The organism is Streptomyces sp. SD31, from assembly GCF_052068475.1.
Classification (GTDB): Bacteria; Actinomycetota; Actinomycetes; order Streptomycetales; family Streptomycetaceae; genus Streptomyces.
Genome location: NZ_JBQHCX010000004.1, coordinates 300,113 through 319,113 on the forward strand (window position 1 = coordinate 300,113; position 19,001 = coordinate 319,113).

The 19,001-nt window shown below is 70.5% G+C and carries 12 protein-coding genes and 1 tRNA gene; 5 read left to right on the plus strand and 8 right to left on the minus strand.

Translation table 11 applies throughout. The annotated features are described in order from the left end of the window. The 4 genes from ACTMVF_RS11235 to ACTMVF_RS11250 all read right to left on the minus strand — a co-directional run bounded on the left by ACTMVF_RS11235 (position 1) and on the right by ACTMVF_RS11250 (position 6,590). Positions 1-1,386, minus strand: coding sequence for an OFA family MFS transporter (locus ACTMVF_RS11235; protein WP_441270800.1), 1,386 nt, complete (start codon positions 1,384-1,386; stop codon positions 1-3). 120 nt (positions 1,387-1,506) lie between these two features. Then, a complete protein-coding gene (locus ACTMVF_RS11240; RefSeq protein ID WP_441270801.1) occupies positions 1,507-3,651 on the minus strand; it encodes an acetate--CoA ligase family protein in 2,145 nt (714 codons plus the stop codon). 4 nt (positions 3,652-3,655) lie between these two features. After that, entirely contained in the window at positions 3,656-4,897 is a 1,242-nt protein-coding gene (frc, locus tag ACTMVF_RS11245; RefSeq protein ID WP_441270802.1) for a formyl-CoA transferase, read from the minus strand. Positions 4,898-4,907: 10 nt separating this feature from the next. Next, entirely contained in the window at positions 4,908-6,590 is a 1,683-nt protein-coding gene (locus ACTMVF_RS11250; RefSeq protein ID WP_441270803.1) for a thiamine pyrophosphate-binding protein, read from the minus strand. Positions 6,591-6,734: 144 nt separating this feature from the next. On the opposite strand from ACTMVF_RS11250, the gene sucC reads away from it, so the two are divergent. The 5 genes from sucC (at position 6,735) to ACTMVF_RS11275 (ending at position 11,782) form a co-directional block, all read left to right on the plus strand. Beyond that, positions 6,735-7,868, plus strand: a complete 1,134-nt coding sequence (gene sucC, locus ACTMVF_RS11255; protein WP_441270804.1) for an ADP-forming succinate--CoA ligase subunit beta — start codon at positions 6,735-6,737, stop codon at positions 7,866-7,868. A gap of 14 nt (positions 7,869-7,882) precedes the next feature. Then, positions 7,883-8,767: a succinate--CoA ligase subunit alpha gene (gene sucD, locus ACTMVF_RS11260; RefSeq protein WP_441270805.1), complete on the plus strand. Its 885-nt coding sequence runs from the start codon at positions 7,883-7,885 to the stop codon at positions 8,765-8,767. A gap of 165 nt (positions 8,768-8,932) precedes the next feature. Further along, positions 8,933-10,474 (plus strand): aldehyde dehydrogenase family protein, encoded by a 1,542-nt coding sequence (locus ACTMVF_RS11265; protein ID WP_441270806.1) that lies wholly within the window; start codon positions 8,933-8,935, stop codon positions 10,472-10,474. A 294-nt stretch (positions 10,475-10,768) separates the two neighbouring features. After that, positions 10,769-10,853 (plus strand) — tRNA-Leu (locus tag ACTMVF_RS11270). Positions 10,854-11,176: 323 nt separating this feature from the next. Next, complete coding sequence (locus tag ACTMVF_RS11275; protein WP_441270954.1) at positions 11,177-11,782, plus strand: response regulator transcription factor; 606 nt, start codon at positions 11,177-11,179, stop codon at positions 11,780-11,782. A gap of 48 nt (positions 11,783-11,830) precedes the next feature. Here the strand turns inward: ACTMVF_RS11275 and ACTMVF_RS11280 are convergent, their stop codons facing one another. From ACTMVF_RS11280 to lanKC, 4 genes are all read right to left on the minus strand, one after another. Beyond that, complete coding sequence (locus tag ACTMVF_RS11280) at positions 11,831-13,657, minus strand: ATP-binding cassette domain-containing protein (RefSeq protein ID WP_441270807.1); 1,827 nt, start codon at positions 13,655-13,657, stop codon at positions 11,831-11,833. Next, positions 13,654-15,477 (minus strand): ABC transporter ATP-binding protein, encoded by a 1,824-nt coding sequence (locus ACTMVF_RS11285; RefSeq protein ID WP_441270808.1) that lies wholly within the window; start codon positions 15,475-15,477, stop codon positions 13,654-13,656. The genes ACTMVF_RS11280 and ACTMVF_RS11285 overlap by 4 nt, the downstream gene beginning before the upstream one ends. 93 nt (positions 15,478-15,570) lie before the next feature. Further along, the gene (locus tag ACTMVF_RS11290; RefSeq protein WP_403345903.1) at positions 15,571-15,690 is read right to left on the minus strand and encodes a SapB/AmfS family lanthipeptide; all 120 of its coding nucleotides are present in this window, start codon (positions 15,688-15,690) and stop codon (positions 15,571-15,573) included. Positions 15,691-15,696: 6 nt separating this feature from the next. After that, on the minus strand, positions 15,697-18,309 hold the full coding sequence (lanKC, locus tag ACTMVF_RS11295) for a class III lanthionine synthetase LanKC (protein ID WP_441270809.1): 2,613 nt from the start codon (positions 18,307-18,309) through the stop codon (positions 15,697-15,699). Between the last annotated feature and the right edge of the window lie 692 nt (positions 18,310-19,001).

Consider the following 19,001-nt stretch of genomic DNA (forward strand, 5'->3'; position numbering starts at 1 on the left):
TCAGGCCGTGTCCTCGCCGAGCGGTTGGGGGTTGGGGGCGATGCGCGTTTCGTTGTCGCGTCCCGGGGGGCGGAGGAACAGCGCCACGCAGCCGGCGAAGAGCGAGATCGAGCCGGCCAGGATGAAGGCACCGGAGTGCCCCCAGGCGCCGACGACCACGGCGCCCATGCCCGCGCCCAGACCGGAGACGAGCTTGGCGCTGTAGACCATGCCGTAGTTGGACGCGTTGTTGTTCTCGCCGAAGTAGTCGGCGGTGAGCGCCGCGAACATCGGGAAGATGGCGCCGCCGCCGAAGCCGGAGATCGCGGAGAAGATCAGGAACAGCGTCAGGTTCTTGCTGTCCGCGGACCAGAGGATGCCGAACTGGGCGAGACCCAGGATGACGCACACGGCGAGCAGGCACCGCTTGCGGCCGTAGAGGTCGGAGAGCCAGCCGATGACGCCACGGCCGGTACCGTTGACGATCGCCTTGAGGGACATGGCCGTGGCCACGATCCCGCCCGCGAAGCCGGCCTCCTCGCCGATGTCCACCTGGAACGCGATACCGAAGATGTTCACGCCGGACGTGCACGCCAGACAGAACCACATCAGGGCCACCCGGCCGGTCTTCCACGCCTCCTTGGGGGAGTACTGGCGGACCGCCGGCGGGTTCATCCGCAGCGAGCGGGCCGCGCGCGGGTCCTTCGGCGGGTTGAGCGGGTCGATCGAGGCGGGCCACCAGTTCTTCGGCGGGTCCTTGAAGAAGTAGCCGGAGAACGCGACGATTCCGGCCAGGAAGACACCGACCGAGACCAGCACCCAGCGGAAGTTGGTCAGGTCCATGTAGCCGTTGAAGATGAAGACGAAGGGCACCGAGCCGTAGGCGAAACCGCCGTTGACGAACCCGGTCTTGCCGCCCTTGCGCTCCGGATACCACTTGCCCACCATGTTGACGCAGGTGGCGTACACCATGCCCGCGCCCATGCCGCTGAACATGCTGAAGCCGATGTAGGCGAAGACGACATGCGGCGCGAAGGCCAGCGACAGATAGCCCAGCAATGTGCCCGCCGCCCCGCACATCATCGCCCAGCGGGCCGGCAGCTTTCCGCTCTCACGCAGCTTGCCCGCGGGGAAGGCCACCGCGGCCTGGAAGAAGACCCAGACGGTCATCATCCAGAAGATGTGCATGCTGTTCCAGTGGTGCGCCGTGTGCAGGGTGTCCTCGGCGGACGCGAACGCGTACTCGGCGGAGGAGATGCCCATCATGCCGATCCAGGGCAGGATCACCATCCACTTGCGTTTGCGCCCCATGATGTCGATGTCGGACTCACCGACGCGATAGACGCGTCCGTTCTTGTCGGTCACCTCTCGATAGGCGGCGACCCGTGGAACATCGGTAGTTGTCACGTTAGTTGCACCCCTTGCGTCGAAAGTTCTGGCCAGCGCCCCCTGTCCAATGCCTTTCGTGTGCGCACGGGTCCCGGGGCCGGCCGACGCGCACCGTCGGCCGACCCGCGCCCACTCACCTCATGAACCGCCCCCCAACAGCCCCGCCGCCCGCGCCCACCGGTACTTCGCGCCGAGCACGGCCACCGGCTTCTCGGTCGTGTACGGGTACGCCACGACCCCCCGCTCGTACAGGTACTGGCAGGCCTCCTCGACCTCGACGTCACCCGCGAGCGACGCCACCACGGGCTTCTCCACGCCGCGCTCCCGGAACTCGGCCACCACGCGCGCGGTGAGCTCCGCGAAGACCATCGGAGGAGTGACGATCGTGTGCCAGTAGCCCAGCACCAGGGCGTGGATGCGCGGATCCTCCAGACCGAGCCGGATCGTCGCCTCGTACGTCGACGGCGGCTCGCCCCCCGTGATGTCCACCGGGTTGCCCGCGGCCCCGAAGGGCGGGATGAACTTCCGGAAGGCCTCGTCCAGGTCCGGCGGGATCTCCATCAGGGACAGGCCGTTGTCGGTCACGGCGTCCGACAGCAGTACGCCGCTGCCGCCCGCCCCGGTGATGATCACGACGTTGTCGCCCTTGGGGGCCGGAAGCACCGGCAACGCGCGCGCGTACTCCAGCATTTCGTTCAGCCCGGGCGCCCGGATGACACCGGCCTGCTTCAGGATGTCCTCGTACACGGCGTCATCGCCGGCGAGGGCTCCGGTGTGCGAGCCCGCGGCCTTCGCGCCCGCCGCTGTACGTCCCGCCTTCAGCACCACGACCGGCTTCTTCGGTACGGTCGCCCGCGCGGCCTCGACGAAGGCGCGCCCGTCCTTGAGGTCCTCCAGGTGCATGGCGATGCACTCGGTGTGCGGGTCCTCACCGAACCAGGTCAGCAGGTCGTCCTCGTCCAGATCCGACTTGTTGCCGAGGCCCACGATCGCCGACACGCCCGTCTTAGTGGTCCGCGCGAAGCCCAGGATGGCCATCCCGATGCCGCCGGACTGCGAGGTCAGCGCCACCCCGCCCTTGACGTCGTACGGCGTGCAGAACGTGGCACACAGGTCCTGCCACGTCGAGTAGTAACCGTAGATGTTCGGGCCGAGGAGGCGGATGCCGTGCCGCTCGGCGATCTCCACGATCTCCGCCTGGAGTTCGTGCTCACCGGTCTCCGCGAACCCGGAGGGGATCAGCACGGCGTTCGGGATCTTCTTGCGTCCCACCTCCCCCAGGGCCGAGGCCACGAACTTGGCGGGGATAGCGAAGACCGCCACATCCACCTCACCGGGAACGTCCGTGACACTCTTGTACGCCTTGCGGCCCAGAATGTCATCGGCCTTGGGGTTCACTGGATGGATGTCCCCGGCGAAACCGCCGTCGATGAGGTTGCGCATGACCGAATTGCCGATCTTGCCCTGCTCGTTGGACGCTCCGATCACGGCGACCGACGACGGCTGCATCAACCGGCGCATGGAGGTGAGGATCTCCTCGCGCGAGTAGCGGCGGCGCTGCTTCACGGGCGCCTCGGAGAGGATCACCCGGATATCGGCCGCGACAGCCCCCTCCGCCGTCGCGATCACCGGGTTGAGGTCCACCTCGGCGATCTCCGGGAAGTCCGCGACGAGCTGCGACACCCGGCGGATCTGCTCGGCTATCGCCCACCGGTCCACGGCCGCCTGGCCGCGTACCCCGCGCAGGATCTCCGCCGCCCGGATCGAGTCCAGCATGGACAGCGCCTCGTCGGCGGCCACGGGAGCCAGCCGGAAGGTGATGTCCTTGAGGACCTCGACGAGCACCCCGCCGAGCCCGAAGGCCACGACCTTCCCGAACGTCGGATCGGTGACCGCGCCGACGATGACCTCCTGCCCCTTGGGGAGCAGCTCCTGCACCTGCACGCCCTCGATGCGGGCATCCGCGTTGTACGCGCGCGCGTTGTCGACGATCGTGTGGAACGCCGCCCGTACGTCCGTCGCCCCCTCGACGCCCACGATCACGCCTCCGGCGTCGGTCTTGTGGAGGATGTCGGGAGAGACGATCTTCATGACGACCGGTCCGCCGAAGCGGGCCGCGTACGCCACCGCCTCGTCGACGTCCGTCGCGAGTTCCTCGCCCGGTACGGCGATCCCGTACGCGTCGGCGATCACCTTGCCCTCGGGCGCGGTCAGCGCCGTGCGTCCCTCGGCCCGCACGGAGTCGAGGAGCGTCCGCACCCTCAGGACGCGGTCTTCGGCCATCACGTCAGATCACTCCGTTCGACTTGAGCAGGCGCAGCTCCTCGTCGCCGAGGCCGAGCTCGCCGATGTAGACCTCTTCGTTGTGCTGGCCGAGCAGCGGTGAACTGCTCACCTCGACGGGGGAGTCGGAGAGCTTGAGCGGGCTGCCGACGGTCACGAACTCGCCCCGCTCGGGGTGCGGCACGGTGACGACCATCTCGTTGGCGACCAGCGACGAGTCCTCGATGATCTCCTCGGTGGACAGGATCGGCCCGCACGGGATGTTGTGCGCGTTGAGCTTCTCCAGCACCTCCCACTTGGGCAGGGCCGAGGACCACTCCTCGATCAGCTGGAACATCTTGTTCAGCTTGGGCAGCCGGGCCTCCGGGGTCGCCCACTCGGGGTCGTCGGCGAGTTCGGGCCGGCCGATGAGCTCACTGATCGGCTGCCAGCCGACGGGCTGCACGATGACGTACACGTAGTCGTTCGGCCCGCCCGGCGCGCACTTGACCGCCCAGCCCGGCTGACCGCCGCCGGACGCGTTTCCCGAGCGGGGAACTTCCGTGCCGAAGTCCTCGTTCGGATATTCAGCAAGCGGCCCGTGTGCCAGGCGCTGCTGGTCCCTCAGCTTCACCCGGCACAGGTTGAGTACAGCGTGCTGCATGGCCACGTTGACCCGCTGCCCACGCCCGGTGTTCTCGCGCTGGAACAGCGCCGCGAGAATCCCCGCCACGGCGTGCACACCCGTCCCCGAGTCCCCGATCTGGGCCCCCGTCGCCAGCGGCGGCCCGTCCTCGAAACCGGTGGTCGACATCGACCCGCCCATGGCCTGCGCGACGACCTCGTACGCCTTGAAGTTGGTGTACGGGCCGTCACCGAACCCCTTGATGGAGGCATAGACGATACGCGGATTGATCTCCTGGATGCGGTCCCAGGTGAAGCCCATTCGGTCGACCGCGCCCGGTCCGAAGTTCTCGACCATGACGTCGGAACGCCGGATCAGCTCGGTGAGGATCTCCTTGCCGCGCTCGGTCTTGGTGTTCAGGGTGATGCTCCGCTTGTTGCAGTTGAGCATCGTGAAGTAGAGGGAGTCGACGTCCGGGAGATCGCGCAACTGCTTGCGCGTGATGTCACCGGTCGGCGCCTCCAGCTTGACGACGTCCGCGCCTAGCCAGGCGAGCAGCTGGGTCGCGGAGGGACCGGACTGGACGTGGGTCATGTCCAGGACGCGGATGCCTTCGAGGGCCTTGGTCGGCGTACCAGTCATGGAGGCCACCTCACTTGTACATGGTCTGGTTCATGGTTCCGGGGGCGTACGCGTCGGGGTCGACCCAGACGTTGATCAGCGACGGCTTGCCGGACTCGCGGGCGCGCCGCAGCGCGGGGCCGATGTCGGCGGGGTCACGGACCTCCTCGCCGTAACCGCCCAGCATCTGCGCGAACTTGTCGTAGTGGACGTCGCCGAGGGTGTTGCCGACCCGCTCGCGCTCCAGGCCGTACTTCTGGGCCTGGCCGTAGCGGATCTGGTTCATCGAGGAGTTGTTGCCGACGATGCCGACGAAGGGGAGGTTGTAGCGGACGAGAGTCTCGAAGTCCCAGCCGGTGAGGGAGAACGCGCCGTCACCGAAGAGCGCGACGACCTCCTTGTCGGGCCGCGCCTGCTTGGCCGCGAGCACGAACGGCACCCCGACGCCGAGCGTGCCCAGGGGGCCCGGATCCATCCAGTGACCCGGTGACTTGGGCTGCACGACCTGACCGGAGAAGGTGACGATGTCGCCGCCGTCGCCGATGTAGATGGAGTCCTCGGTGAGGAAGTCGTTGATCTCGCTGACCAGCCGGTACGGGTGGATCGGCGAGGCGTCCGACTTCAGGCTCGGCAGCCGCTTCTCCAGGGCGGTCTGCTCGGCCGCGCGCAGCTCGTCGAGCCACTCCTTGCGCTTCGACGCGCCGCCGTTGACGCGCCCGGAGGCCGCCTCGGTCACCGACTTCAGCACCAGCCCCGCGTCGCCCACGATCCCGAGGTCGATGTCGCGGTTCTTGCCGACGGTGCGGTAGTCGAGGTCGATCTGCACGACGGTGGCGTCCGGCGACAGCCGCTTGCCGTAGCCCATGCGGAAGTCGAAGGGCGTGCCGACGATCACGATGACGTCGGCGTGGGAGAAGGCGTACCGGCGCGACAGCTGGAAGTGGTGCGGGTCGCCCGGCGCGAGCGTGCCGCGTCCGGCGCCGTTCATGTAGGCGGGGATGTTGAGGGTGCGCACGAGCTCGATGGCCGACTCGGTGCCGCGCGTCGTCCACACCTGGCTGCCGAGCAGGATGGCCGGCTTCTCGGCGTGGACCAGCAGGTCGGCGAGCCTCTCGATCGCCTCGGGGTCGCCGGCTGAGCGGGTGGAGGCACGGTAGGCGCCCTGCTTGGGCACGCGCGCCTTGCTCACCGGCACCTTGGCGTCGAGGACGTCGCGCGGGATCTCCAGGAAGGAGGGTCCGGGCGCTCCGTGGTAGCACTCGCGGAACGCCATCGACACCATGTCCGCCGCGCGCGCCGTGTCCGGCACGGCCGCCGCGAACTTGGTGATCGGCGTCATCATGTCGACGTGCGGCAGGTCCTGGAGGGAGCCCATCTTGTGCTGGGTGAGGGCGCCCTGGCCGCCGATGAGCAGCATCGGTGACTCGGCGCGGAAGGCGTTGGCGACGCCGGTGACGGCGTCGGTGGTGCCGGGACCCGCGGTGACGACCGCACAGCCGGGCTTGCCGGTGATACGGGCGTAACCGTCGGCGGCGTGGGCGGCGACCTGCTCGTGACGGACGTCGACGACCTCGATGCCCTCGTCGACGCAGCCGTCGTAGATGTCGATGATGTGGCCGCCGCACAAGGTGTAGATGCGGTCGACCCCCTCGGCCTTCAGCGCCTTGGCAACGAGATGACCACCGGAAATGACGTCCTGAGTGTCGTCGGGCATGGCGAAGTCCTGTCCCTTCGTAGGGGGTTGGAAGGCTCTCGCGGTACATTGCATACAGTCGACGAATACTGTATGAACCTTGTTATCCCGCATCCGGTGGGTGGTGTCCAGGGGGCGTGCGGCACTTTTGAGTCAGGAGCCGGAATGGACCTGTACGAACACCAGGCAAGGGAACTCTTCGAAGAACACGGCATCTTGGTGTCACGGGCAGAGGTGACCGACTCACCCAAGGAAGCCCGCGAGATCGCACGCCGACTCGGCGGCCGGGTCGTGGTCAAGGCGCAGGTGAAGACCGGTGGCCGCGGCAAGGCGGGCGGTGTGAAGCTCGCCGCGGACCCTGCGGCGGCGGAGATCACGGCACGGCAGATCCTCGGCATGGACATCAAGGGCCACACGGTCGGCAAGGTGATGCTGGCCCAACCCGTGGACATCGCGACCGAGTTCTACGTGTCCTACGTTCTCGACCGCGCCGCGGGCCGTTTCCTCGCCATCGCCTCGGCCGAAGGCGGCATGGCGATCGAGGAGGTCGCCGCCAGTCGGCCCGAGGCCGTGGCCCGTATCCCCATCGACCCGGCCGAGGGCGTCACCTCGGCGAAGGCGGGCGAGATCGCCGCGGCGGCCGGACTGCCGCCGCAGACCGTCGACGTCCTCATGCGGCTCTGGGAGGTGCTGGTCCGCGAGGACGCCCTCCTCGTCGAGGTGAACCCGCTCGTCCGCACCGCGCAGGGGCAGATCATCGCCCTCGACGGCAAGGTCACTCTCGATGACAACGCCCGCTTCCGGCAGGCGCGTTGGGGTGCCGACGGCGTGGAGCACGACGACGCGCTGGAGGCGGCGGCCGCAGCCAAGGGCCTCAACTACGTCAAGCTCGACGGCGAAGTCGGCATCATCGGCAACGGTGCCGGCCTCGTCATGTCCACCCTCGACGTCGTCGCGGGCTGTGGCGCCCGCCCCGCGAACTTCCTCGACATCGGGGGCGGGGCATCGGCCCAGATCATGGCCGACGGCCTGTCCGTCATCCTCTCCGACCCGGCCGTGAAGTCGGTCTTCGTCAACGTCTTCGGCGGGATCACCGCGTGCGACGCGGTCGCCGACGGCATCGTGCGGGCCCTGGACAGCGTCCAGTTGACCAAGCCGCTCGTCGTACGCCTCGACGGCAACAGCGCCGTCCGCGGGCGCGCCATCCTCGACGAACGCGCCCACCCCCTGGTCCAGCAGGTCACCACCATGGACGGCGCCGCGCTGCGGGCCGCCCAACTCGCCGCCGCCACAGCCTGAGGAGACATGACGACATGGCCATCTACCTCACCAAGGAGAGCAAGGTCCTCGTCCAGGGGATGACCGGCGGCGAGGGCATGAAGCACACCCGGCGCATGCTCGCCGCGGGTACGAACGTCGTCGGCGGCGTCAACCCGCGCAAGGCCGGCCGCACCGTCGACTTCGACGACCGTGCTGTCCCCGTCTTCGGCTCGGTCGCCGACGGCATCCGCGCCACCGGCGCCGACGTGACCGTTGTGTTCGTGCCGCCCGCCTTCACCAAAGCGGCCGTCGTCGAGGCCGCCGACGCCGGCATCGGACTCGCCGTCGTGATCACGGAAGGCATCCCGGTCCACGACTCCGTCGCCTTCACCACGTATGCCAAGGCCAAGGGCACCCGCGTCATCGGCCCCAACTGTCCCGGCCTGATCACCCCCGGCCAGTCCAACGCGGGCATCATCCCGGCCGACATCACCAAGCCCGGCGGCATAGGCCTGGTCTCCAAGTCCGGCACGCTCACGTACCAACTGATGTACGAGCTCCGCGACATCGGCTTCTCGACCTGCGTCGGCATCGGCGGCGACCCGGTCGTCGGCACGACCCACATCGACTGCCTCGCCGCCTTCCAGGGCGACCCCGACACCGAACTCATCGTCCTCATCGGGGAGATCGGCGGCGATGCGGAGGAACGCGCGGCCGCGTACATCCGCGACCACGTGACCAAGCCGGTCGTCGGCTACATCGCCGGGTTCACCGCGCCCGAGGGCAAGACGATGGGGCACGCGGGCGCGATCGTGTCCGGATCCTCCGGTACGGCGGCCGCGAAGAAGGAGGCGCTTGAGGCCGTCGGGGTACGGGTCGGCCAAACGCCCACCGAGACCGCGCGCCTTGTGCTGGAGCGCCTGGGAGCCCGAGCGTGACGTCACTCATAGTCGACGCGAGGTCACTTTCAGCTGTGCCCGCGCCCCGCTAGCGTCCGCCGCAGCCATGTACGACCGCCCACCCGTCTCCCACCCCACCCTTTCAAGGAAGGGTCCTACGGCCCCCTTTTTTCTCTCGACTGTGCACCGAGAGCGGAGACCCCGATGGCAACCACCCTCACCCTGAAATCCGGCACCTCCTGGACCGACGCCTGGCAGCGCTGCCTCGCCGTGGCCCCGGAGGCCTTCCGGGACGACCGTGTCCTCAACCTCTGGAACTCCACCTGGCAGGCGGACGGCCGAGCCCTGCCCGCCACCAGCCCCGTCGACGGCAGCCCGATCGCCGGCCCGCCGCGCCTGGACCGGGCCACTGCCCACCAGGCCGTACGCGCCTCGCTCGACCAGCACCGCGCCTGGCGGCACATCCCGCTGGAGGAGCGCCGGGCCCGCGTCGCGGCAACCCTCGACGCCCTGACCCAGCACCGGGAACTGCTCGCACTGCTCCTCGTCTGGGAGATCGGCAAGCCCTGGCGGCTCGCCCAGGCGGACGTCGACCGGGCCATCGACGGCGTGCGCTGGTACGTCGACGGCATCGAGCCAATGGTGGCAGGCCGGGCCCCGCTGGACGGTCCGGTATCCAACATCGCCAGTTGGAACTACCCGATGAGCGTGCTCGTTCACGCAGTGTTGGTACAAGCATTGGCAGGCAACGCGGTCATCGCCAAGACCCCGACCGACGGCGGTGTCGCCTGTCTGACCCTGGCCTGCGCGCTCGCCACCCGCGAGGGAATTCCCGTCACCCTCGTCAGCGGCAGCGGAGGCGAGCTGTCGGAGGCGCTGGTGCGGGCGCCCGAGATCGGCTGCGTCTCCTTCGTCGGCGGCCGCGACACCGGCGCCGCGGTGGCCACGGCCGTCGCCGACCTCGGCAAACGACACGTACTCGAACAGGAAGGACTCAACACCTGGGGCATCTGGAACTACACGGACTGGGACGCGCTCACGGCGGTCATCCCCAAGCTCTTCGACTACGGCAAGCAGCGCTGCACCGCGTACCCGCGCTTCGTCGTCCAGCGTGAGCTGTTCGACGAGTTCCTCGCGGCGTACCTCCCGGCGGTACGCACGCTGACGGTCGGCCACCCCCTGGCTGTCGAGCAGCGGGACGACCCCTACCCGCGGCTGGACTTCGGGCCGTTGATCAACGCCGCCAAGGCGAAGGAACTCCAGGACCAGGTCGCCGAGGCGATCGACCGAGGCGCCGTCCCGCTGCACCGGGGACAGCTGTCGGACGCCCGATACCTGCCCGGCCAGGACACCTCGGCGTACGTCCAGCCGGTCACCCTGCTGAACCCGCCCCCGTCCTCCCCGCTGCACCACGCGGAGCCGTTCGGGCCGGTCGACACGATCGTCCTGGTCGACACGGAGGCAGAGCTGCTGGCGGCGATGAACGCGTCCAACGGCGCGCTCGTGGCCACGCTGTCCACGGACGACCAGGAGACCTACGGCCGCCTGGCCCCGCAGATCCGCGCGTTCAAGGTCGGCCACGGCAAACCGCGCTCCCGCGGCGACCGCGACGAGCTGTTCGGCGGCTTCGGCGCGTCCTGGCGGGGTGCGTTCGTCGGTGGCGAGCTGCTGGTGCGCGCGGTGACGCAGGGGCCGGCCGGGGAGCGGTTGCCCGGGAACTTCCCGGACTACCACCTCATGCCGTGACGGCATCTGGTACGCCGTGACGGCATCGGGCATGCCGTGACGTGATCCCCCGCGCCGGGACGGGGGCCGGTGGTGCGCCCGCTCCGCAGGGACGCCACCGGCCGGTCTCAGCCATGCGTGACCACGGAATCACGCGAGGTGAAACCCCTCGAACGGCCTCGCCTCCGGCTCGCCTCGCGCGCCCGCCGGGCCGCCGTCCGACGGACGGATATGCAGGTGAAGGGCACTCCGAAACCTTGGTATTGTTGTCCATGTCGCCGCGGGGAAGACCCCCGGCAAGGCGGCAGACACCTAGTCCGGGTGGCGGAATGGCAGACGCGCTAGCTTGAGGTGCTAGTGCCCTTTATCGGGCGTGGGGGTTCAAGTCCCCCCTCGGACACAGATCAACAGATTCAACAGATCACTTCCAGTTCATGCGGGTCGAGGGTTACCTCGGCCCGCATGAACTGTTTTGTGGGTCGGTGGGCCGGTTGGCCGGGTTCCCCGGCTGAAACCGCAGGCGGCGGCCGTGCCGGACCACGACCGCATCCGGCCGGGCGGCGTTCAGCGGTTGAGCCATGTGCAGGACCTCGACTCGGTCGCGGGTGGGCGGGGCGGCTCCCGGCGAATGGGTGGAAAGGTGGAGATACTTCGTATGGCGCCGCCGGAGTGTCCGGGGCGCGCTGCGTCATGGAGGCCGGGTCCGGCCGGGTAGGAGCGATGTTGATCCGTGTTCTTCTCGTCGAGGAGGCAGGCCTCGTGCGGGGGGCACTCGCCGCCCTGCTCACACGTGAGAAGGACATCGAGGTGGTCCCGGCGTCGCCGGAGCACAGTCAGACGGTCGTTCAGGCGTTGTCGTACCGGCCCGACGTGGTCGTCATCGATGCCGACGGCGGGGAGGACAGCGTGCTCGGTACCTCCCTGGAGCTGGCCACGCGGCTGCCGGAGTGCCGCACCCTGCTGGTGGTCGGGTCGGCCACCTCCGAGTATCTGCGGCGGGCGCTGGCGCGTCGCGTCGCGGGCCTCATCGGCAGGAACAGCCCCTGCGACATCCTGCCCCAGGGGGTCCGCAAGGTGGCGGCGGGCGAGCGGTTCATCGACCCGGGACTCGCGCTGCTGGCGCTCTCCTCGGTGGAGAACCCGCTGACCGGGAGGGAACTCGAGGTGCTGCGGCTGGCGGCGGACGGCACGCCCACGCGTGAGATCGCCGACCGGCTGTCGCTATCGGTGGGAACGGTCCGCAATCACCTGAACGCGGTCTCCAGGAAGGCCGGCGCACGCAACCGCATCGACGCGATCCGGATCGCCCGGGAGTCCGGCTGGCTGTAGCCGGGCCGGCGGCAGGCAAGTGCTGCCTGCCGCACTGCACCTCTGCCATCAGCGTCGGACGTCAGTCGCCATCTGGTCCCAGTGGCCGATCAGGTCGCGGTACAGGGCACAGTCGGCCAGCAGTTGGTCGTGGGTGCCCAGGCGGCAACGCGGCCCGTCCATCACGAGGACGAGGTCGGCGCGCAGGGCGGAGCTGATCCGGTGGGCGCAGACGATCAAGGTGGACCGGCGGCAGGCGAAGGCCCGTTCGGCGCCTGCCTCGGCGGCCGGGTCGAGGTGGCAGGTGGCCTCGTCCAGCAGGATCAGCGGGGCGGGCGGAAGCAGGGCACGGACAAGGGCGATCAGCTGGCGCTCGCCGGCGGACAGCAGGGCCGGGTTCACCGGGGCGTCGTAGCCGCCGATGCGTTCGACGAGCGCGGTGGCGCCGATTGCGTCGACCGCCGCGTCGAGGTCGGGCGGGGTGGCCGCCGGGTGCAGATAGGCGAGGTTCTCGCGCAGGGTGCCGGCGACGACGTACGCCTCCTGCGGGATCAGCACGCGGGACCGGGAGAGTCGGCCGACGTCCAGGGCGCGGACCGGGACGCCGCCCAGGTGTACCTGGCCGACCTGCGGGTCGAGCATCCCCGCGATGAGCGCGGCGAGCGTGGACTTGCCCGCGCCACTGGGGCCGACGACCGCCAGATGGGTGCCCGAGGGGAGGGACAGGTCGAGATCCCGGACGACCGGTTCGGCGCAGGGGGCATAGCCGAAGGTGACGCCCTGCAGCTCGACACGGCCGTCGCGGGGGAGTCTGCCGTCCGACGTTGCCGCCGTCGCTACCCCCGCCGACGACCCCGCAGGCCCCGCCGGCTTCGCCATCCCCGCTGCCTCAGCAGTTTCCGCCACCCTTGCAGGCCCGGCCCTCCCCGCCGCTCCTCCCACCCCCGTCCCCGCCGCCTCCAGAATTCGGCCGAGTGTGACCAGCAGCCACAGCCCGCTGCCCCCGAGTCCCTGGACGAAGCCGCGCAGGGCAGGTTGCAGGCTCTGCGCGACGTAGGTCAGCGCTCCCAGGATCGCGCCGGCCGTCACCCCGCCGCGTACCAGCCAGGGCGCACCGGCCAGGATGAGCACGATCGGCAGCCAGCCGCCGACACCCAGCGCGGCCGTGCGCAACGCGGTGAGCCGGGCCAGGGCGCGGGCAGCGCGCGCCGCCTCGTCGATACGGGCGCCGGCTCGACGACGTACCGTCGCCTCGGCACCGCAGGCCGTCACGTCCCGTAGGCCGCCGGCCACCGTGCTCACCTGCTCGGCGATGGCCTCGTCGGCGAGGACGACCGCCCGCTGCCGGGCCGCCATCGCCCGCAGGGCCAGCAGGAAGAGGACGAGCCCGGCCATGAGGGGCGGCACGACGAACAGCAGCAGGGCGGGATCCAGTGCGGCGAGCCCGAGCAGCACGCTCACCGTCGTGACCGCGAAGCTCTGCACGAACATCACGACCGCTCCGTACGACTCACGGGCGATCTCCACCTGTTCGGTCAGCCGTGCCACGCCCGCCGTGTCGGCGCTCTGCCCCACGTGGGCGGAGCGGTGCAGCGTGCCGGTGGTGACGAGCCTGACCAGGTCGTCGCGGAGCGGCTCGACGACCGCGGCCAGTTGGAGGGTGGCCTGCCGGGTGCCCCAGGCACCGACGAGGACGGCGCAGGCCAGCAGGCCGAGCCAGCTGAGGCCCTCCGCCGTGCGGTCGGCGAGGAAGCCTTCGTCGACGGCACGGGCGACCAGCCAGCCCGACAGCAGCGCGGGGACGGCCTCGACCAGCGACCAGCCGGTGAGTCGTACGTACGCCCGGCGCCGCGTGCGCAGTGTGGAGCGCAGCAACGCCCCAGGCGCCGGGCTCACCACACGCCTCCGTCCCACACGGCTGCGTCGCGATCCGGTGCCGGTGCCGATGCCGGTTTCGGATGTACGCCCCGGTGCCGAACCAGCTGCGGACCCGCCTCCCCGTCACCCCCCGGCTCCGGCCGGAACACCGCCCGATACCCCTCCTCCATCCACAGTTCCCGATGCGTGCCCACCCCCCGCACCCGCCCCGCGTCGAGCCAGACCACCACCTCCGCGTCGGCGGCCGTGGAGGCACGGTGGGTCACGACCAGCCGGGACCGGCCGGCGAGTGGCCCGGTGCCGGTCAGGGCCTGGCTGATGTGGTGCTCGGTGACGGTGTCCAGGCTGGCCGTCACGTCGTCCAGCACCAGGAGGCGGCCGGAGGGTGCGGACTGGACGAAGGCGCGTGCCAGGCCGATGCGCTGGTACTCGCCGCCGGACAGCGGAGCACCGGTGAGCCGGGTGCCGTAACCCTCGGGCATGGTCCGGATGAAGGCGTCGGCGCGTGCCGCGGTGGCCCCGGCGCGGACCTCCCCACCCCTGGGCGTGCGCGGCCCGAATCCGATCGCGTCGGCGAAGGTCTCGCCCAGCAGCACCGGGCGTTCGAAGCCGTAGGCGACGGCGTGCCGCAGCTCCGTGCGGTCCACGTCGCGCAGCGGCACTCCGTCGAGCCGTATCTCGCCCTCGTCGGGGTCGGCCAGCCGTCCGGCCAGCGCGGCCAGCAGGGACTTGCCGGCTCCCGAGCGTCCTACGACGGCGGTCAGCGCACCCGCCGGCAGGTCCAGGTCGATGCCGTCCAGCGCGGCGTCGCCCTCGGCTGTGCGTACCGTGACCTGGCGGAACTCCAGACGTCCGCCGCCCCCGCGGGGCAGGCGCGCGTCGCCGTACGCGACCGTGGGCTCGCCCAGCACCTCGGCGATCCGGCCCGCGGTGGCGCGTGCGAAGGCCAGTCGGTTCACCGAGGCCACCAGCGAACTTACGCCGGTGGCCAGGACCACATACCCGCTCGCGGCGAGCATCTGACCAAGAGTGATGCGGCCTTGGGCGAGCCCCAGCCCGGCGACGGCCAGTACGGCGATCTCCAGCAGGGGGACGATCGCCGCGTCCCGTGCGGAGACCCGGGCGACCGCGCGCCACATGCCCAGGCCGTGGCGGTGCAGCTCTGGAAGCGGCTGCAGTACCCGCTCGGTCTCGCGGGTCAGGGTCCCGGCCGCCGTGATGGTGCGGATTCCGGTGAGGGCGTCGACGAGTCGGGTGGCGACGCGGCCCTGCGTGGCGAAGTAACGGTCGTTGAGGTCGGAGACGTCGCGGACGAAGGCGCGCACCATCAGGGCGATCAGCGGCAGTCCGGCCACGAAGGTGAGGCACAACCAGGGGTCGATGAGGGCCAAGGCCACCACGGCCCCGACCGGGGGGACCAGGTCGGTCACCGCCCACACCAGGCTCGACGGGGCACTGCCCGCCCGGGCGGTGTTGCCCACCAGACGGGCCACCAGGTCGCCGGGGGTGTGACGGCGGCCGGCGGAAGCGCCCAGGTCGAGGACATGGCCGAGCAGGGTGTGCCGCAGCCATGCCGTGCAGCGGGCGTTGGCCACGGCGCCCGCGTAGTCGTCCGCGGCGTCGCACGCCACCAGCAGGGCGACGGTGACGGCGGACAAGGTCAGCCACAGGGAGGTGTCGCCGCGCCCGAGTACGGCGTCGACCGTGCGGCCCATGACGGCGGGCAGGAGAACGTAGACGCCTGCCAGCAGCAGGGACACGGCGGCCTGGATCCCGCCCCACACACCGCCTCGCCGGACCGTCGTCAGCAGCAGACGGTCCGCCGCGCGTCGGTCCACGGGCTGCTCCCGTCGGCGTACGGTTCCAGCGAATGGGGCGGGGGCGCGCGGTGTGCCTGCCCCCGCCGTGTGGGTGAGGACTAGTCGGAAGGACTAGCAGATCAGCAGGCTGAGGCGGCTGCCACCGCAGCCCTTGCTTGCCCGGCTGCCCGGCGGCGGCGCGTAACCGGTCTCCGACTCGATGGTCAGACCCTGCAGTTCGAGGAGCGACATGTGTCCTCACCTCCTCTCTCGTACTTGTGTGGGGACGGGGAGGTCATGAGCGGGCAGGCCCGGTGTCAGGAACGGCAGTCCGGTGGGCCGGGAGTGGAAGGCCGCGCCCAGCGCCAGCAGGACTCCCGCGGTGCCGGTGGCCAGGTCCATGGACAGCCGCAGCAACTGCTCGCCCGGGAAGGCGAGTCGGCCGTCGAGCAGGCAGGCATGGCGCGCCAGGTGGCGTACGTGGTCCGCGATCACGGGGTCGCGGGCGGCGGCGGTGCCGGGCGGGTGCCCGCGGCTGAGGTGGAGGATCATTCCGGCCACGCCGTCGAAGAGACCGGGTTCGATGTAGAACGATGCGCCGGCGGCCCTGCGGATCGCGTGGGCGGCGGCCGAGAACCGCTCGTCCGCGCGGTGGGCGAGGTACTCGTCGAGGACCATGCCGATGCCCGCGCTGCCGTCGGCGAGATAGGGCATGGTGCGCCAGCCCTCGTTCACCTCCATCGACCCGTCCGCGCGCTCCAGGCAGCGGCGCAGGTCCTGGCGCAGCGCGGTGGCGGCCAGGTCGAGGAGCGCCGGGTCGCCACTGCGCTCGTACAGACGCAGGAACAGCAGCGCGGGCCCGGACGAGCCGTACATCAGCCCCGCTCTCGGGTGGACTCCGCCACTGGTCTCGGGCACGGCGTCGGCCGGGCCGAGGCGGTCGGCGACGGTCTGTGCCACGCGAAGGGCGGCGTCGGCGCAGGCGGCGTCGCCGCGGGCGGTGGCGAAGTGCAGCAGGTTGAGCCCGATGCCGGACAGGCCGCCTTTGAGGTCCGGGGCGAGGGCCTCCCAGTGCTCGCCCAGGCACATGTCGAGGACCTTGGCGGCCTCCTCGTGGTGCCCGAGGTGTTCGAGGACGTATGCGACGCCGTGCAGCCCGTCGTAGAGGCCGAGGCGGGTTCCGGGTTCCGGGTTCAGCGCGTGCCGGATCAGCCAGTCCTCGTGGTCGGATCGGCGGCCGGCGCCGGTCACGTCCAGCGCGTACAGCACGCCGGCCGCGCCGTGGGCCACGTCCAGGCCGCCGCCCGGGAGCAGGAACTGCTCGATGTCGCCCGGGAAGAGCCGGTCGTGGCGCTCGGGCGTGGCGGCGGCCAGGATGGCGTCGGTCATCGAGGTGCGGGCGCGCAGCCAGCCTGATGGGTCGGGCTCGAGACGGGGCTCGTCGTCCGTCCCGCAGGTCATCCCGCCGTCGCCGGTGAGTGTGCGGACGGCGTCGTCGAGGAACCGCCGGGGAACAGGGAAAAGCCGGGCGGCCTCCCTGGCGAGCTGCCCGGCCTTCCTGCCGTCCAGCTCGATGAGGCCTGTCAGTGGCAGGAAGAGGAAGATCCGCAGACAGGCCAGCGCATACCGGTCGATGTCGAAGCCGGTGGCCCCGCCGGGGGCGATGAAACCTGGGGCCGCGAGGACCTGGCGCCCCGCCTGCGCCACGTCCGACGCTCCCTCGAAGTCGATCAGCACCACCCTGCCGTCGGGGCGGACCAGGACGTTGAACGTGTGCACGTCGCCGATCACGATGCCCCGCTCATGGACCGCGGCGACCGCTTCCTCCACCTGCCGGTGGATGTCGAGGGCCCAGGACGCGTAGTCGGCGAAGGCCGCCGCGTCGGCGTCCAGGTTCGTCAGCGGATAGCGTTCGACGAACACGTTGTGCAGGGCCCTTCCCTCGATGAACTCCTCGACGAGGAACCGGTGACCGCCCAGCTCGAAGTGATCGCGGATCTCGGGGACGCAGGGCAGGCCACGCAGCCGTTCCAGGGCCGTCCGCTCGCGCTCCAGCCGGGTGACGGCGTCCGCGCCGTCGGCCGTGAGCCCCGCGTGGGGCCGGGCCTCCTTGAGGACGACGCGTTCCTCGGTGCGGGTGTCGACCGCGGCGTACAGCCCTCCGCCGTTGGAGAAGTGCAGCGCCTTCTCGATCCGGTAGGGCAGGTCGGCGACGGTGGTCCGCCGGCTCTCGGCGAGGTGGGGTTCGAGGAACGCGGGCAGCGGCACCCACTCCGGCACCTGGAAGGTGGGGCCACGCAGATCGGGGACCAGCCGTCCGGAGGGGTCCGCCACCGCCTGCTCCAGCACACCGTCGGCCGAGACGCAGTACCGGTCGGCGAAGGCGCCGTACCTGACGTACAGCGGACCGGCGCCCCAGCGCAGATCGCTCAGAATGTACGGCCCCTGCAGGCCGTCGAGGGCGGTGCCGAGCTCGGTGAGCACGCGCCGGCACTCGGCCTCGTCCGCCGGGTAGATGGTCACGAACTTGCCGCTGGATCCGCGATGCGCGTACTTGGCGTTGGCGAGGAACAGGGTGTCCAGGCCGGGCAGGAACTTGAAGGCGATACGACGCTGGACGCAGTAGTCCCACACCGCGTCCAGGATCGCCTGCGCGTTGTCCGGACACGCCGAGGCGTGGATCTTCCAGCCCTGCGTGGGGAGTTGCCTGTCGACGGGACGGCAGACCACCCAGTCGCCGAGTTCCTCGCGCAACCACGAGGGAGGGGGCGGGCGGAGCGTCTGGTGGAAGCGGCGGCGCGTCCGGCCGTGGGACGGCGTGTCGTAGAAGTGCGGGTGAGTGAGGCAGTACACCTCGTACCGCTTGTCCACGGTATGCCTCCCGCGGGGGGACGGGCGAACGGCGGGGTGGGGCCCCTCACCTGCGCCTCTGACCTCCCACGATGGCAGAACAGGGGCTGCGGGACATCGATCGTCTGTCACCGGAAGTCCATGAGATTCGCATCAGGCGTCTGTATGAATCGCATGGGTTGTACGAATCGTCGGCCTGCGGAGGTGCTGGCGGGCGCCGCCGGTCCAGGGGCGGCTTCGGCGAGCCGAGATACCCGGCCATGCTGGAGATGATCACGCCTGCCCCGCCCGGGGCGACGACCCGGCCGAACTCCTCCAGGGCCACGCCGGACTGCACTCGTGCCTCGGGCAGAGCCTGGCGCGCACCGGGCTCCAGGTCACCTGCGAGGTCCTTCTCCGTAATCAGGCGGCCCATCAACTAGCCATGTAGGCCAAGGACTTGCATCGCGCGGAGAGTCTTCTCCTCGGCGGACTGCGGACGTTGCCCGTACGGTGGTGACGGCTCGCGCACCGGTTCACATGTTGCGGCGCCGGCAGGAAAATCGTGTGCTCAGACCTGGCCCGGCTCCCTAGACTCACCACGCAATCACGCGCCGCCCACCACCCGGCGGCGCGTCGTCGTGACGAGTCGAGGGGAGCCGGGCCGTGCGTGACCGCACCGCTGTCGTCGTCTCCCCCTGCCGGTACGTGGTGATCCTCGTGTCCTCGTCCGC